Here is a 17,097-nt window from a genome sequence, read left to right on the forward strand (position 1 = left end):
CGTATACATATGAAAAAGAACATCCTCAAGTTCACCCTTAGTTTATTAACGGTGTTTGGGTCACTTTCGGTCTTCGCACAAATCGCATCTCCGCCGTCGGTGGTAGGAGACCTTACGGTTTGTGTTGGTGGATCGACGCAGTTAACTGCTAATGATCCAACCAATACACCTGGAACTACATTCAACTGGTACTCCAAGGATATCCTCGGAAATTATACCTTATTAGCAACCCAGGATACAATAGTTTTTGGTCCATTGGCTATTAGTGGCGATTACGCTGTTGAAACCTTGGACACTGTGAATGTGGTAACCAGTGCCAAAACCGATTTTACTATTACGGTTGATTTATTGAACTCCAATGCTGACGTAATTACCGCAACCCCAACAGATGCTGTGGTGTGTAATGGAGCATCAACGGATTTTACGGCGGTTCCAACTTTGGGTTCTACGGTCTTTAGGTGGTATGATGCTGCAACAGGTGGGAATTTGTTGTTTGAGGGTAACCCATACAATCCCGGGGCCCTAACAGTCGCTCCAACCTTATACGTCAGTGGAATTGATAACAACGGATGTGAAAGTCCACGTTACCTGGCTGTGCCTCCTGTTGTTTTGCCTGCTCTTAGCTTACCGATAGCTACTGCAGACCCTCTGATAATATGCTCCGGAGATACCACAAAATTATATACAACCAATAAAGCTCCAGATGATCAGGTAAATTGGTACGAAAATTTGGTAGGAGGTTCTCCAGTATTTACTGGGGACACTTTTTTATTGGATAGTGTAAATACAGGTAATGTTAATTTGCCGGTTACTTATTATGCTGAATTTGAGGATACGGATGGTTGTCTTTCTTTGAGAACTCCTGTAATAGTAACGGTACTTCCTGCAGTTGATCTTCCGTTGGTGGATGATCCAATCCAAACTATTTGTACTGGTGAGTCGGCAACTTTCACTGCAAGTTCCTTATTAGGAGGAGTAACATTTAAATGGTACGATGCATTCACGGGTGGTAACCTCCTTCATACCGGTGCAACTTTTAATACCGGTACCATTAATAATGCTGGAGCTGCCGACCTAACTCGTAATTATTATGTTTCTGTAGAAGATGGTAATGGATGCGAAAGCATAAGAGCGGTTGCAACCGTAATTATTACGCCTGCAGTGGACGTTCCTTTAATTACTCCTGCTTTAGAAACCATTTGTCATGGAGATTCGGCGACTTTTACTGCGAGTAGCCTTTTGGGTGGAACAACCTTTAGATGGTACGATGCAGCTAGCGGTGGTAATTTATTGCACACCGGTGCTGAATTCAACACGGGACCGCTAACCAATAATGGTCCAAGTAATGTTGCGCAGAATTTCTTTGTTGAGGTGGAAGATGCTAATGGTTGTGTTTCTCCAAGAAATGTAGCGACTGCAATCATATTACCTGCTTTAGCACTTCCTTTGGTTACTCCAGCCGCCGCCGTTATTTGTAATGGTGATTCAGTTGAATTTACCGCTTCTAGTATTCCAGAATTACCTAATTATTATTGGTACGATATCGTAGATTCAGATACTCCTATTGCTACTGGCAAAACCTTTAATACGGGGCCTTTAACAAATCCATCAAGTCTAGATGTATTTGAAACTTTCTTTTTAGAAGGGGAGGATGAAAACGGATGTAGAACCGCCAGGGTACCTTTTACGGTTACCATAAGGCCAGCATTGGATTTGCCCATTGTAGACCCAATTACAACAATAGTTTGTAGTGGAGATAGTGCCTCTTTTTCTGCTAGTAGCCTTTTAGGTTCTGGGGTAGCTTTTTATTGGTTCGATTCACAATTTGGTGGAACACAATTAGGAATGGGAGCTGATTTTAAAACCGGCCCTATCACTAACACTTCTGGTGCCAATGTGGCTCAAACCTTTTGGGTTGAGTTAGAGGATGCCAATGGATGTAGATCTCTTCGTTCTAGCGGAACGGTGGTAGTAAGACCAGCCCTAGATGTTCCGGTTGCTAACCCTCCAGTTGCTACGATATGTTCTGGAGATTCAGCCGTATTTACAGGAACTAGTTTGCTAGGTACCAATGCTACCTACAGATGGTACAATCAGTTAGTAGGAGGAACAGAAATATTCGAAGGGGATACCTTCTCCACAGGCCCAATAAGCAATGGAGGAAATGCAACTGCTTCGGCAACCTTCTTTTTAGAATTAGAAGATACTGCGGGTTGTAGATCACTTAGATCTCCTGCAACTGTTGTGGTTGTACCTGCCGTTGATGTGCCCCTGGTTGATAACCCTGTGCAAGTGGTTTGTGACGGGGAGGAAGCAATTTTTGTGGCGTCCAGTTTGTTAGGTGCTACGAATTTCAATTGGTATGATGCCTTGCTTGGGGGAAATCTTTTGTTCCAAGGCGATACTTTTTCAACCGGGCCTTTAACTAACCCCTCAGGTGTAGACATTGCTAGAAATTACTTCGTAGAAGCTGTAGATAGTAATGGTTGTACAAGTATTCGTATACCAGTTACAGCGGTGATTAGACCAAATTTGGATATTCCAGCGGTATTACCTCCTGCACAAATTGTTTGTAATGGTGAACGTGCAACATTTGTTGCCACTTCGGTGGGTAACCTAATCGGTCAGCCTGTTGTATTTAAATGGTACGATGCCCTGATAGGAGGGAATGAGGTATTTGAGGGGGACACTTTTGTTACTCCGCCATTTATAAACAACACGGGGACAGATTTCATTCAAAATTATTTTGTGGAAGCTGTAGATACCAATGGATGTAAATCAATTCGTTTCCCAGTTACGCTTACTATTCGTCCTGCATTGGATTTGCCATTGGTAGACCCTCTCTTGCAGATAGTTTGTAATGGGGATAGTGCGGAGTTTGTGGCTTCATCTTTATTAGGAAGTGCAAGTTCCTTTCACTGGTTCGATGCTTTAATTGGCGGGATCGAAATATTTGAGGGGGACACCTTTAATACGGGGGCAATTAATAATGCAGGAACTACTGATTTAACAAGAAGTTATTTCGTAGAGCTTGAGGATACCCTTGGTTGTAGGTCTCTTCGTGTCCCAGTTACAGTAATTATTCGACCTGCAATAGACGTTCCAGTAGTAAATCCCCCGTTATCGATTATTTGTCAAGGGGAGTCGGTTCAACTGGTAGCAAGCTCACTTTTCGATGCGGAGTATAGATGGTATGACTCGCTTATTGGTGGAAACTTAATCTTCCAAGGAGATACTTTTAATAGTGATCCAATCTTTAATACCAATCCTACCAATTTAGATACCTTATTCTATGTTGAGGCAGTAGATAGCTTAGGCTGCGTTAGCCCAATTAGGACATTTGGAACCGTAATTATAAGACCGGCATTAAATGCTCCAGTGGTAAACCCAATTGTGGATACCATCTGTTCTGGTGGAGAAGTTGTTTTTGCAGCAAGTTCACTTTTACCAGGGGCAAGCAATTACTTTTGGTATACCGACTCCATAGGAGGTACTCCAATTTTTGTAGGGGATACCTTTAGAACGGTTGTTAACAACAGCTCAACGGCTGATGTTGCTCGACGATTTTATGTAGAATTAGAGGATACAACTGGTTGTAGATCTATTCGTGCGGTGGCACAAGCAATTATTACTCCAGGATTAGTAGGTCCGGTTGTGGATCCAGCTGTACAAAGAATTTGTAGTGGAAACAGAGCCACCATAGTTGCTACTTCAGCTTTAAGCACAGATGCAGATTTCTTCTGGTACACAGGAATTAATGAAACCACTCCTGTTTTCCAAGGGGATACCTTTGTTACTGAGGTTCTGTTTAACAATACCAATTCAGATGCGTCAAGAACCTATTACGTTGAGCAAAGAGATACCAGTGGCCTAGGCTGTAAAAGTCAAAGGACTCCTGCAACGGTAATTATTACTCGTTCACCAAATTCACCTATTATCGAAAATCCAGTGGTTTCTATATGTAATGGTCAGTCTGCAACTTTTGTAGCTAACGGACCAGATGGAGTAACTGGTGTTGTTCTTTGGTACGAAAGTCAAACTTCAGATTCAGTTATTGCATTCGGTGATACTCTGGTTACTGAAGAATTGAGTAATAATGGTAATGCAACTGCTTCGTACAATTTCTTTGCGGAATTTAGAGATAGCAGCGGTTGTGTGAGTGAAAGAAGCCAGGCTACAGTATTTGTTCAACCTTTCTTAGATGCCCCAACAGCTAATCCAGCCAACCAGGTTGTTTGTTCGGGTGGAGATGCTGTGGTAGGTGGTTCAAGTGTTAATCCAAGTACAGAAACCTTTAATTGGTTTGATGATGCAAGTTCTCAAACCCCAATATTTACAGGTGATACCCTTGTTTTAACCAACTTGATAAATAATAGTAGTAATCCAGATGTACGTACCTATTATATCCAATCTGTGGATTCAGCTGGATGTACTAGTGCAAAAACAGCCTTTACCATTACGGTTCAAGGGGCTGGTGATGCACCAACAGTTACACCAGATGATCCAACCATTTGCTCTGAATCCGATGTTACCTTATCTGCAGATTCTGATTTTGGTCCGGAGGGTACCTATTACTGGTATGATAATGCAACCGACCAAAACCCAATTTTTGTCGGCCAGGATTACACCACACCAGTAAGCTATAATTTCGACGGCTCTCTGGTTCAAGAGAACTATTTTGTTCAGGTGGAAGATACAAATGGCTGTTTCTCTAAGCTTGAGGAGGTAATTGTTACAACTTCTACTAATGGAGATGACGTAATTGGAGCATTAGAAAGCACCCCTGTTTGTGAAGGAAATGCTGCAGTAATTACTGGTATTAGCGACAAAGGGTTTACCACGTTTAAGTGGTACAAAAATCAAACGGATATCGTTCCATTTTTTGAAGGAACTACGCTCACAACTACTCCACTTTTCAGTGATACGGTATTCTATTTAAGTTCTTTTGATGGCGATTGTCCATCTATTAGACAAAGAGTGGCCGTTCCTGTATTGGAGATTAAAACCCTGTCTGCACCTGTTGTTAATTGTTTAGGTGCAGGTAATCCTACTTCGGTTACATTTACTTGGAACGTGGTTGCAAATGCGGAATCGTACCAAGTAAGCACTAATAATGGTGTTTCGTGGGTTGCTGCTAATGGGAGCGATGGGCTTTCTCATACCATTCAAAGATCAAACGAGGAACAAACATCTGCAAGCATAATTGTTAGAGCGAGACAAACTCCAACCCCTTGTTCCGAAGAATTCGGACCAAGATCGGTCCAAATGGCTTGTTTCTTTGGCAAGTTTGTTAAGGATGAAAACCCAAACAATGCATTCTCTCCAAACGGAGATGGAGTTAATGATTTCTGGTATATCCAAGATGGTATTGAAGACTTTAAAGACAACAAAGTTGTTGTATTCAATAGATGGGGTCAAGAAATTTTTGAAACTACAGGATATGACAACGACAAGAATGTCTTTACTGGAATTGGTAAGAATGGAAAACAGTTAGAAGATGGTGCTTATTTCTACATCGTTACCATTCCATCTGAGAATATTAAGAAAACAGGATATGTAATGATTATCCGCTAACCCTCGAATTATGAAAAAGTATTTAGCATATTCAATTTTAGCCGTTTTGATTCTGGGTGGATATTCAGAATCTAAAGCTCAACAGTCGTTAAGACACAGTAATTACCTATTCAATAAACTAATTCTCAATCCTGGTGCTGCCGGAAGCAATGATTACATTGAAATTATGGCGGGATACCGAAAAGATTGGGCAGGATTTGAAGGCAGCCCTAGAAGCTCCTTCCTATCTGTTGACGGATCGGTTTTACAAAAGAGAATTGGTTTAGGCCTTCAGGTGATAAACGAAAAGCTCGGAGCTTATGAAAGTACCGGTGCGGTTGGAACTGCGGCTGCAAGAGTTCGTTTGGCAAGTGAAAGCTACCTTTCTTTTGGTATTAGTGGTGGTTACTTTGTTAACTCCCTAAGGGGTACGGAACTTAAGTTCGAAGACGATAATGAAATTGCTATTCCTACTCAGGATGAGCAAGTACGAGTTTTTGATATGAGAGCCGGGGTATACTACAAGGACAAAAGAAATTTTGGAGGTGTTTCTGTATTTAATGTGTTAGAACCGGTTCTAAACTATACTGGAAATCAGAGAAATGTTGTATCTGAATTGTCGCGCCACTATTATTTCCTAGCAGGTAGAATCTTTCGTGTGAATTCCGATGTTGATTTAATTCCATCGGTGATGTATAAATACTCAGAAAAGTCTCAAAACGAGCAGGTGGATTTCAACTTAAGGGCGATGTACCAAAATAGGATAGGGCTAGGGTTATCGTACAGCTCTAATAGCGATGTGATATTATTGGCAGAGTTCTTTCCAACTGAATTCCTAAGATTTGGATATGCCTTTAACTATGCGACGAGTGATTTGAGAACCAATTCGTCTGGTTCGCATGAAATAATGGTGGCTTATAGAATTATTCAGAATAAGCGACTTACTGAAAACCCAAGATACTTATATAATTAAGCAAAGAACTATGAAATTTTCCTCAAGAATATCCCTTTGTTTATTACTGACAGCCTTCGTTATAGGTTCGTGTAGCAAGCAAAACCTATACATTGCCCAAGACTATCAAAAGGACTATAAGTATGCCGACGCCATTACTTTTTACAAAAAAGCAGTGGAAAATAACCCTTCTAAAGAGGCGGTGAAAGGATTGGCAGAATGTTACCGCATTCTTAGAGATTATCCATTGGCAGAGGTGTGGTATGGAAAAGCCTACAGTATGGATAATAGAAATCCAGAGGTGGTTTATCAATATGCAATGATGTTGAAAGCAAATGGTAAGTACGACGAGGCCATAAGCTTTTTTAATGCCTATAAAAAGGTACAGCCGACAGATTCTTTGTATGCCAATCTCCAAATTAAAGGATGTAACATGGCTGCGAAATGGATGGAGGAACCATTAGACTATGAACTGGCGAATAGAGACGATATCAATTCGCCATATTCCGAGTTTGGTATGCAGCAGGCAAAAGAAAATGGAGAAACTATTTATCTTTTAAGTACTAACCGACCAGGTAGGGTAACAGAAGATTTCTTACTAGCTAATGAGAATAAGGATCCCTATTTTGAAATGTTGGCGGTGCGCTTAAACGATATCAATAAGGCAGATCAGATGTACCAGTATAGGGTAGGAGAAAACTTTCCTTACCACGTTGCTACTCCAAGTTTCTCTGCCAACTACGATACGGTATTCTACACCAGAACACCTATTTCTAAGGAGAGATTAAGCAAGGAAAAACTAAACCAGCTTGAGATTTATTATAGCGTTAAGGTAGATAACCAGTGGTCTAACCCAATTCCATTTCCATTTAATAATGAGGCATTTAGTACTGGGCATCCATTTTTAACCAAAGATGGGAAAAGCTTATACTTTATAAGTGACATCCCAGGAGGAATGGGAGGTTTTGATATTTATGTGAGTCAAAAAAAGGACGGATTGTGGCAGAGGCCAGAGAATCTGGGAATGAAAATTAATACCAGAGAGGATGAATTTTACCCGGTATTTAGCAATGGTTACCTGTATTTCTCATCTGCTGGATTGATGGGAATGGGAGGCTTGGATATTTATAAGTCTCTAAAAATTGCGGGGGAATGGTCTGCTCCAGAAAACCTACAGGTACCCTTTAATAGCCCACAGGATGATTTTGCTTTCTTCCAAACTCCTGGATCCGAAGGGAAAAAGGGATTCATTTCATCGAACCGTATTGAGGGCAGAGGAAAAGACGACATCTATAGCTTTAATTATATAGACCCTCTTCCTCCAGTCTTCCTGGTTAATGTTAAGGGATATAATAATGGAGAGCCAATTACAGGAACTACAAATGCCCAGTTTACCATATTTAAAAAGGGTAATCCAGCTGATATAGCTCAGCAATATGTAGATGTATATGGCAACAGTTATTACATCGTAGAACAGGGTGAGAACTATGAAGTAAAAGCTAATGTGCCAGGATATTTTCAAGAGGCTCAAGATTTAAGTTACGATCACCTGCAGGTTTCGGATACCATGCTAATTAAAAAAGATCTTCCCAAGCAATATGGCTATGAGGCTACACTACCGTTCAACCTGAGAAAAATAGCTGTAGGTACTGAGTATACCATCAACAATATCTATTTTGATTTTAATTCAGCTAAAATAAGAAAGAGTGCAGAGGTTGAGTTAATTCAGCTGGCTAACCTTTTACTTGCGAATAAAGGGTTTAAGGTTGAAATTGGTTCTCACTGTGATGCTCGTGGATCAGATGAGTACAACATGATTTTATCCCAAAGAAGAGCGAAATCTGTAATGAATTTCTTAATTTTAAAAGGAGTTAACAAAAATCGCTTGTCTTATCAAGGTTACGGTGAAACTCAAATACTTAACGAGTGTGTAAACGGAGTAGATTGTACAGACGAGCAACACGAAGAAAACAGAAGGACAACATTTAAGATAGTGGAATAAAAACCCAAAGACGCTTTCGCAGCAAAACCCGAATCCGGAAAGCCATGGTAGCAGATTGTTATCATGGCTTTTTTTTTGGGGGTGAGTGGTCAGTGGTCAATGGTCAGTGGTCAATAGTTTGGGAGTGTACAACCCTGAATAGCGTTGATCGTTTTTTGTTTTACTGGTATACTAGTGTACTAGAGAACTGGTTTACTGGTAGCATAGGTACTCAGAAAAATCCCAACCACTAACCACTAACCACTGACTACTAACTACTAACCACTGACAACTGACCACTCAACTATTGACCTAATCGATATGCGAAAATATTTGTCTTCTTACTAGATCTCTCTAAAGTAAAAACCTGTATATAGTATAACTTATTTGGTGATTATGTACATTGATGGTTTAAAATACACCCCGTCGTTATGAGTACTACAATTTCACCTATACCTGAACAAGGTAGAATTCATTATCTCGATGTACTCAGGGGAATAGCAATTTTCTTCATTTTTATTGCCAACATCGTTAGCTTTTCAGGGTTATTTTTTATTAGTCCAGAGGAGGTTCAAGCGTTTTCTCATCCCCAATTGAATTCAGTTTTACAGACTTTTACCTCCATTTTTGTAGATGGAAAATTCTATTCTATTTTCTCCATTTTATTCGGAATAGGCTTTGTTATTCAGCAACGTAACGCTGAAAAAGTTGGGGTTAATTTTAACTGGTTTTTCAGTAAGAGGATGTTGGGTTTACTGTTTTTAGGCTTGTTACATCTGTACTTGTGGTACGGGGATATTGTACACCTATACGCCATAATGGGATTTTTTCTAATTCCTTTCAAAAGAATTGGCAATAGCAATTTATTACGCTGGGCAGTGGTTCTCACTTTTTTACCGGTGTTGCATTACATTGCTATGAACATTTTGAATGCTTATTACCCCTATGAATTTTTTAAACCCGCCGATGCTATTTTAATTGGTAAAAATTATCCAACCCTAGAAATTGTGGTTCCCGGTATGACCGACCCCGTTGAGATCATTAATATGCTTGAGGTCTTGAAAAATGCAGATACTAGGGAATTATTAGGTATTAATGTGGTGAATCCTCTTTATAGATGGGGTTCTATTTTATTGGAGGGGCGGTTATTTAAAATATTAGCCTGCTTTTTAATAGGAATCTGGGCGGGAAGAAAAATACTGGATGCCGATCTGCTTAGCAATAGATCTTTGTTGACGCGCATTGGAATTTGGGGAGGTATTATTGGCATACTTTTTACCCTAATCCAAATAAATTTGGGAAGTTTAAATATTCCAGGCCCTGCAGATGTATGGTATGCTTTGGCTTATGCATTTGCGGTAATTCCGCTTGCTTGTGGAATTGCGGCTTTGATAGCTCTTTGGTGGAATCCTAATAATCAATTCCTTAATATTTTTAAACCTATCGGAAAGGCTGCTTTAAGCAATTATTTTTTTCAGAGCGTTATCAGTGTCTTTTATTTTTACGGTGCTGGATTAGGTAAAATGGGACAGTACCAACTATGGGAGAACTATCTATTTGTAATTGTAGTTTTTGCTTTTCAAATAGTGTTTACCAGCATCTGGCTTAAATATTTCCGTTACGGACCTGTTGAATGGATATGGAGATCTATTACTTATGGGCGTTGGATAAAGATGACAAAGTAAATTGCTCTTTAATTAACCCTTCGATTCAGATATTCTGAAAATAAGTAAAAAGCGCGGTGAATCCAGTGGATCCACCGCGTAGTTCTTTTTAGATTTTAGCACCTATTCGGATTATATCGGAATAAACTCCTCTCGCAGTTACTGCTGCACCAGCACCAGCACCTTGTACAACAATAGGATAAGCTCCATAACTTTCGGAGTAGATTTCAAAAAGGGAATCAGCATTTTTTACTTGCGCTAATGCCGAGTCTGGTGCCGCTTTTACCAAATCTACCTTCAATGTCTTTCGTTCAACATCCAAATCTCCAACGTAACGGAGTACCTCACCCGTTTTAAGGTTAGATTTTAAGTTGCCGAAATAATTATTTAACTCCTCCTTCGCATCCAAAAAGGCCTCTGCACTCTCAAGGTTATTTAATTTAGGAGGAATTAGGGATTTGACTTCCACTTCACCGAGTTCAACTTCTAGTCCTACTTCGCGGGCTAGGATGATTAATTTTCGAGCCACATCCAGGCCACATAAGTCTTCTCGAGGATCAGGTTCGGTTAAACCTTTATTCTTAGCTTCCAGAAGAACATCGTAGAATGGCAATTCTTGAGAAGAGAAGGTATTGAAGATGTAACTTAAACTACCACTGAATACCCCTCGAATTCGCGTAATGCGGTCCGCAGAATTATGCATTTGCCGTAAAGTGTCGATAATAGGTAAACCTGCACCAACATTGGTTTCGTATAAAAATGCACGACCACCTCTCCGCAAATCCTTACGCAGTTCCAAATAATCTTGAATAGGACCAGAGTTGAATTTTTTATTGGAAGCCACTAAATCATATCCTTCCCGGATAAATCTGGGGTACTGGCTTGAAATTTCCTGGGCCGAGGTATTATCAGCAATAACTACATTCTCTAATCCCGATTCCTTTATGTCGCGAAGAATGTCGTCTACACTATTTGCCAATTTACTTATGCCTAATAGTTCTCTCCAGTTTTTGGAAATCCCACCTTTATTAAAGATGTAATTATTACTATCTGCAACGCCTATTACCTTAATTTTTAAGTTTCGTTTTTTCTCGGTGGCAGAATCGGTTTCAATAATTTGATCGATTAATTTTCCTCCAACATTTCCCTTTCCAAACGCAAAAACATTAAGCGTTTTGCTCGCTCCAAAAACCTGGTTATGAACCACATTTACGGCCTTAGCAAGATTCACCCTATCTATTACTAGGGAAATATGCTCCCCAGAAATACTATTGCTTATCAAATGCATCCAGATCTTATTTCTGCGCAGTCCATGGATGGCTTTTTCTAGCGAATAATTATGCCTACCCACAATGGCAACAATGGCTACATCCTTATTGGTTCGAATGCTGGCAATACTTCCCAGTTCAATTTCCTGTTTAAACTCCTTCCTCAAAAGAGATTCTGCCAGGTTAGCGGCATCTTGATTTACCACAAACCCAATTCCGCGTTCTGAGGAAGCTTGTGAAATAAGGCGTACACTGATTTTAGCTTGGGTTAAAACGGAAAAAATCCGTCCGTCTATACCTACATTTCCAAGTAAACCATCACCCTCAATGGCAATTAAAGCAACATCATCCAGGCTCGAAACAGCCTTAATTCCTTTCTCACTTCCCTTTTTCGTAATTAGGGTACCCTCAGATTTAGGATTAAACGTACTCTTAATTCTAAGGGGAATATTGGCTTGCATTAGCGGCAAGATGGTTTTTGGATGGAGTACGTTGGCCCCAAAGTTTGCAAGCTCATTCGCTTGCCTATAACTCATATGCGAAATTCTAACTGCCGTATCTACAAATTTTGGACTCGCACTATAAACACCATCCACATCGGTCCAATTCACAATTTCTTTGGCATTTAAGAAACTGGCAATGAGCGTAGCGGAATAGTTGCTTCCGTTACGACCAAGGGTAATAGTTTTTCCCGTTTCGCTACTTCCTATAAAGCCTGTTACTACCGGAATGTGATTGGGTTTAATGTTTTCAAAAACTGCCAGGGTTGCCGCTTTACTTTTGCTTAGGTTTACCTCAAAATCATCGTATAGTTTATGGGTAAATATTAGTTCTCGGGCATCTAGAGGAGTACTTTTTACACCACTGGAATTAAGAAGAGTTGCAATGGTTTTTGCTGCAATTAGTTCTCCGTAAGAAAGTACTAAGTCGGTAGTGAAATCATCTGCGGTACCAAGGATAGCTATAGCCTCTAGCAATTGTTTTAGCTCTTTTTTCTCCTTAGCGAGTTCAATTTTTACAGGTGCCGTTTGGTAGTCAAAAAAGGCATCTAAATCCTCCTTAAATGAAATCCCAGCTTTGGCTTTTTCTATCAGATCTAATAGATTATTTGTGCTGCTTCCACGAGCAGATACAACTACTGCAATGCTATCCTTTGAGCTTTTGGTCTCGTCCTTTAAGATTTGAATAACCTCTTGGATGGGTTGTCCATTGGCTAGCGATTTCCCTCCAAATTTTAGCACCTTCCACTCGCTGTGATTTGGGGTTTTATCAATAGCGATGAAATTGGATATTGCTAGTGAAAGCTTTTTAGTTTCGGTTAGGAACCCATCGTGGCCATAATCCGATTCTATTTCGTGATAGGTTGCATTTGGAAGGTTTTTTGCCAATGCTTTTTGCAAACGAGTAGGAATTAATCCATCCGAGGAAATGCCAATAACCAATGTGGGGATATCAATTTTTGACAAAGCATGAATTTCACCTCCGCGTCCTCTTCCAATATTGTGACTATCCAAACACTTGGAAAGATAATAGTAGGAGAGCGGCTTAAAGCGCTTTACAAATTTGTCTCCTTGGTATTGAACGTACGAGGCCGCCTTAAATGCGTCGATTTTTTCCTCTTCGTCGGTTTGGGTCTCTATAAACTTATCTATGGTGCGGTAGCTAAGCAAAGCAGCAGATCTAGCAGCACGCATTCCAGACCATCCTCCTGATTCCTTACCAAAACTCCCATCTGCCATTAAGGCCAACCGTTGGGCTTCGTGGATGGCAATTCCCCAAGCCGATTCGCGAGCCGAGGTTGCAACAAGAATTAGATTGTCAACCTTCCCAGTAAAACTGTAGGCGAATTCAAGGGCCTGATATCCTCCAAAAGAACCTCCTATTAGGCAGTTAATATGATTAATTTCCAACTGCTTGGCCAGTAATTGATAAGCATTCGCTAAATCTCTTACTGTAAACTGCGGAAAACTAAGGTCTTTTGGGCTGGAGCTACCGTATGGTGAGCCAATGCTATTAACGCAAATAATAAAGTAATCTTGAGGGTTAAACAGGTAGTCTTCACCAAACAATCCTTTCCACCAATCTAGCACATCACTGTTTGCCGTTAAAGCGTGGAAAGCCCATACAACATTGCTTTTATCCTTATTCAGCTTTCCATAGGTGTGGTAAGCCAATTTTAATTCGTCTAGTTGTTGTCCGTTTTCCAACTTAAACGGACTGTGGTATTTGTAAATATTCATTTTAAATGCTTTTTAAGGCCTGGTCTATGTCAGCAATAATGTCATCAACATGTTCCAATCCAACAGAAAAGCGGATGTAACCTTCGTTAATTCCTTCGGACTTCAATTCCTCTGCCGATAATTTAGAGTGGGTGGTAGAAGCTGGATGGGTGGCTATGCTTCGGCTATCGCCCAAATTGGCGGTGAGACTATGCATGTTAAGCGCATTTAAAAATTTTGCTCCAGCCTTTTGTCCACCGATAATTTCGCATCCAACCAAACCGCCTCCTTTTTTCATTTGTTTTTTGGCTAAATCGTATTGCTCAAAATTGGGTAGGTGAGGATAGATCACCTTAGCAATTTTTGGATGCGACTGTAGATATTCTCCAATTGCTAAAGCATTATCGCAATGTCTATCCATCCTTAATGCTAGTGTTTCTATACTTTTGGATATAACCCATGCATTAAAAGGGGAGAGCGAGGCACCCGTCCTGCGAATAAAATCGTAGCATGTTTTTACAGGATCTGCTTTTCCCACTATGGCGCCTCCTAAAACGCGTCCTTGACCATCCAGGTACTTGGTAGCTGAATGCAAAATAAGATCGGCTCCAAATTTTGATGGTTGCTGAAGGTAAGGGGTAGCAAAACAATTGTCTACCACGAATAACAGTCCGTGTTTTTTACAGAGTTTACCCAAAAATTCAAGGTCTGCCAGTTTCAGCGTTGGGTTAGACGGAGTTTCCAGGAAAAGCATCTTGGTATTGGGCTGTAAAGCCTTCTCCCACGAACTATTGTCGTTAATTACACAGTAGGTGTGCGTAATTCCCGCTTTGGGTAAAATATTGGAAATAATATGGTGGGAGTTTCCAAAAATTGCCGAGGCGGAGAGAATGTGATCTCCTTGTTGTAATAGTGCCGCCATGCTGGTATACACGGCAGCCATTCCAGATGCGGTAGTCAATCCTGCTTCCGTTTGCTCCAAAAGGCACAATTTTCTGACAAGCTCATCGGTATTGGGGTTAGAAAATCTTGAGTAGAGATTCCCGGGAAGGGAGCCTTCAAAAAGTCCAGCGCCTTCCTCAGCCGAATCGAAAGTAAAGGAGGAGGTAAGGAAGATGGGAGCACTGTGCTCTTTATGCTGGGTTTGCGCTAATTGTTCCCGTATGGCTAGGGTTTCGAATTTACTCATTGATAGAGAATTTTGTGAAGATTTCTACGGTTGGGTACAGCATTTTGTATACGGAACAGTATTTATCTCTACTAAGCCCTATAGCACGCTCTACCTTTCTAGGAGGGATATTGCCTTTTAGCTTGTAGTGAATAGTAATGTTTTTAAAAACTTTTGGTACAGCATGTGCTCGGGTACCGGTTACTTGTACGTCGTAATCTTCGGGAATTATTTTTTGCTTTTGCAGGATGTTAAGTACATCGATAAGCATGCATGAACCCAGGGAAACAAGAACCAGTTGCATGGGGCGAAAAGCTGCTACTCCGGGAGACAATTCTTCTCCGGCGCAAAGGGTAATTGTACTGTTTTCGTTTTGAGCGTGGAAGGTAAATTCACCCTCCGTAGATTTTACGATGTTAATCTCCATTCTTGTTCGTTTTTGGGCTTATCAAGAGATGGAGATAAAAAAACCTCTTTCAACTTGCAGTCAAAAGAGGTCTCGGATATCTTCTGACTTATCTTTCCCTAAACCGTGGTTTAGAGTAGGAATTAGCACCTTTTCCCGTAGGATGGTTGCTAAGGTTTCATAGGGCCGTTCCCTCCACCTTTCTTGATAAGCAATTATTTCAAATTATAGTTGTCCACGTTTGGACAGGGCAAATGTATGTAAAATATTTTAGCACCTAGGAGTTAGGTCGCAGCTGGAAGTTAGTTACGGAATTTAGATGATTTGATGAATGGATGAATGGATGAAGTGTTGAATAGTCAATGGTCAATAGTCAATGGTCAATGGTCAATAGACAATGGTTAATAGTCAATGGTTGAGTTGTAAGTGGTTGGGGATAAGGGTTAAAGGTTAAAGGGTTGAAGAGGGATGGGGAGAGATTAGGTCTAAAATAAACCCAATGACACACTTTAGTGAACAGAACCGATTAGAGAAATCCAAACCACTCAACTACTGACTATTAACCACTAACTACTAACCACTAACCAAAAAACAACCCTACCCAGGCAATAAAAGCGAGCTATCCCCATAGCTTAACATACGGTAATCGTGGTCTAGGGCTTCTTGATAAACCTTGCGCCAATCTTCTCCAATGAAGGCTGCTACTAATAAAATGAGGGTGGAGCCTGGCATGTGGAAATTGGTGACCAATCCATCGCAAATGTGAAAGTTGTAACCTGGATATAGAAAGATTTCGGTCTGCCCAGTCAATTTCTCAATTTGCTTTTCTTCCATGTAGGCTAACACCTTGTTGATTGCCTCTTCTTTATATATGGGTTTTAAACGATATGGATCGTCCTTTTTAATGAAAAAATCATTTTCCCCATTATGGAGTTTTACCCCAAACCAGTACAAACTTTCTAGGGTACGCATAGAAGTGGTTCCAACAGCAATTATTTGCTTCGAATTCAGCAAATTTTCTATGCTGCTTTTAGAAATCAGAACCTGCTCGTTATGCATAGGATGCTCCGATATGTCATCCGTTTTTATGGGTTGGAAAGTTCCCGCCGAAACGTGCAGCGTTAGGTATTCTATTTTAACGCCTTTCCCTTTTAATTCCTCTAGAATTTCTTCGGTAAAATGAAGCCCAGCGGTGGGAGCCGCAACGGCGCCATCTATTTTGGAGTAAACGGTCTGGTATCGATTTTTGTCGTTTTCCTCTACCTCTCTTTGGATATAAGGAGGGAGGGGTATTTTTCCAATTTCGGTTAGGATTTCACTAAACGTACAGCCTTCCCAAGTAAATGTAACTTCGTTATCTCCTGTTCGCGTGCTGGTAAAATTTATGCTTTCGTGCTTTAAACTGGTGTTTAAGGCCCATTTTTTTGCATTTCCAATTAAACATTTCCAAGTACAGGTGTTGGTAGTACTCATTACTTCCTCGTGTGCCTTGGAGGGTTTTAATGGCTCCAGAAGAAATATTTCGATTAGGGCACCTGTGGGTTTTCTTAAGAAAATGCGTGCCGGAATTACCTTGGTATCGTTAAAAAATAATGTGGCGTCAGAAGATATTTGCCCAACTAAATCTCTAAACGCTAAGTGTTCTATTATGCCCTTGTTATAGCTCAGTAATTTAGAATTTCCACGCTCTTTTGGTGGATGCTTCGCAATTCGACTATCTGGCAGCGTAAAGTGGTAGTCCTTTAGGTTAAGCATTTTAGGATAACTGGGTTGAAGGGTTATAGGGTTGATGAGTTAAAGGGTTAAGGGTGGAATTGTCAGTGGTCAATGGTCAATGGTCAATGGTGAATAGATGAATGGATTAAAGGATAAATGGATGAAGTGGT

Annotated in this window: 8 protein-coding genes and 1 riboswitch; of the genes, 4 read left to right on the plus strand and 4 right to left on the minus strand. The window is 40.5% G+C overall.

Annotated elements, in window-relative coordinates:
• Window positions 1-9 precede the first annotated feature (9 nt).
• The 4 genes from FRX97_RS02730 to FRX97_RS02745 all read left to right on the plus strand — a co-directional run bounded on the left by FRX97_RS02730 (window position 10) and on the right by FRX97_RS02745 (window position 10,171).
• Window positions 10-5,574, plus strand: coding sequence for a gliding motility-associated C-terminal domain-containing protein (locus tag FRX97_RS02730; RefSeq protein ID WP_170227000.1), 5,565 nt, complete (start codon window positions 10-12; stop codon window positions 5,572-5,574).
• Window positions 5,575-5,584: 10 nt separating this feature from the next.
• Window positions 5,585-6,526: a PorP/SprF family type IX secretion system membrane protein gene (locus tag FRX97_RS02735; RefSeq protein ID WP_147013142.1), complete on the plus strand. Its 942-nt coding sequence runs from the start codon at window positions 5,585-5,587 to the stop codon at window positions 6,524-6,526.
• Between the two features lie 10 nt (window positions 6,527-6,536).
• The gene (locus tag FRX97_RS02740; RefSeq protein WP_147013144.1) at window positions 6,537-8,507 is read left to right on the plus strand and encodes an OmpA family protein; all 1,971 of its coding nucleotides are present in this window, start codon (window positions 6,537-6,539) and stop codon (window positions 8,505-8,507) included.
• Between the two features lie 410 nt (window positions 8,508-8,917).
• Window positions 8,918-10,171 carry a DUF418 domain-containing protein gene (locus FRX97_RS02745; RefSeq protein WP_147013146.1) on the plus strand — a complete coding sequence of 418 codons (1,254 nt, stop codon included), beginning with the start codon at window positions 8,918-8,920 and terminating at the stop codon, window positions 10,169-10,171.
• A gap of 88 nt (window positions 10,172-10,259) precedes the next feature.
• On the opposite strand, the gene thrA is transcribed toward FRX97_RS02745, so the two are convergent.
• The 4 genes from thrA to FRX97_RS02765 form a co-directional block, all read right to left on the minus strand.
• Entirely contained in the window at window positions 10,260-13,658 is a 3,399-nt protein-coding gene (gene thrA / locus FRX97_RS02750; protein ID WP_147013148.1) for a bifunctional aspartate kinase/homoserine dehydrogenase I, read from the minus strand.
• A 1-nt stretch (window position 13,659) separates the two neighbouring features.
• The gene (locus FRX97_RS02755) at window positions 13,660-14,826 is read right to left on the minus strand and encodes a trans-sulfuration enzyme family protein (RefSeq protein ID WP_147013150.1); all 1,167 of its coding nucleotides are present in this window, start codon (window positions 14,824-14,826) and stop codon (window positions 13,660-13,662) included.
• Window positions 14,819-15,232 (minus strand): OsmC family protein, encoded by a 414-nt coding sequence (locus tag FRX97_RS02760; RefSeq protein WP_147013152.1) that lies wholly within the window; start codon window positions 15,230-15,232, stop codon window positions 14,819-14,821. The genes FRX97_RS02755 and FRX97_RS02760 overlap by 8 nt, the downstream gene beginning before the upstream one ends.
• 85 nt (window positions 15,233-15,317) lie before the next feature.
• Window positions 15,318-15,425, minus strand: a riboswitch (SAM riboswitch).
• A 383-nt stretch (window positions 15,426-15,808) separates the two neighbouring features.
• Window positions 15,809-16,966 carry an S-adenosylmethionine:tRNA ribosyltransferase-isomerase gene (locus FRX97_RS02765; RefSeq protein ID WP_147013154.1) on the minus strand — a complete coding sequence of 386 codons (1,158 nt, stop codon included), beginning with the start codon at window positions 16,964-16,966 and terminating at the stop codon, window positions 15,809-15,811.
• Window positions 16,967-17,097: the final 131 nt, after the last annotated feature.

Origin of the sequence: Luteibaculum oceani (assembly GCF_007995015.1) — a bacterium.
Lineage (GTDB): Bacteria > Bacteroidota > Bacteroidia > Flavobacteriales_D > Luteibaculaceae > Luteibaculum > Luteibaculum oceani.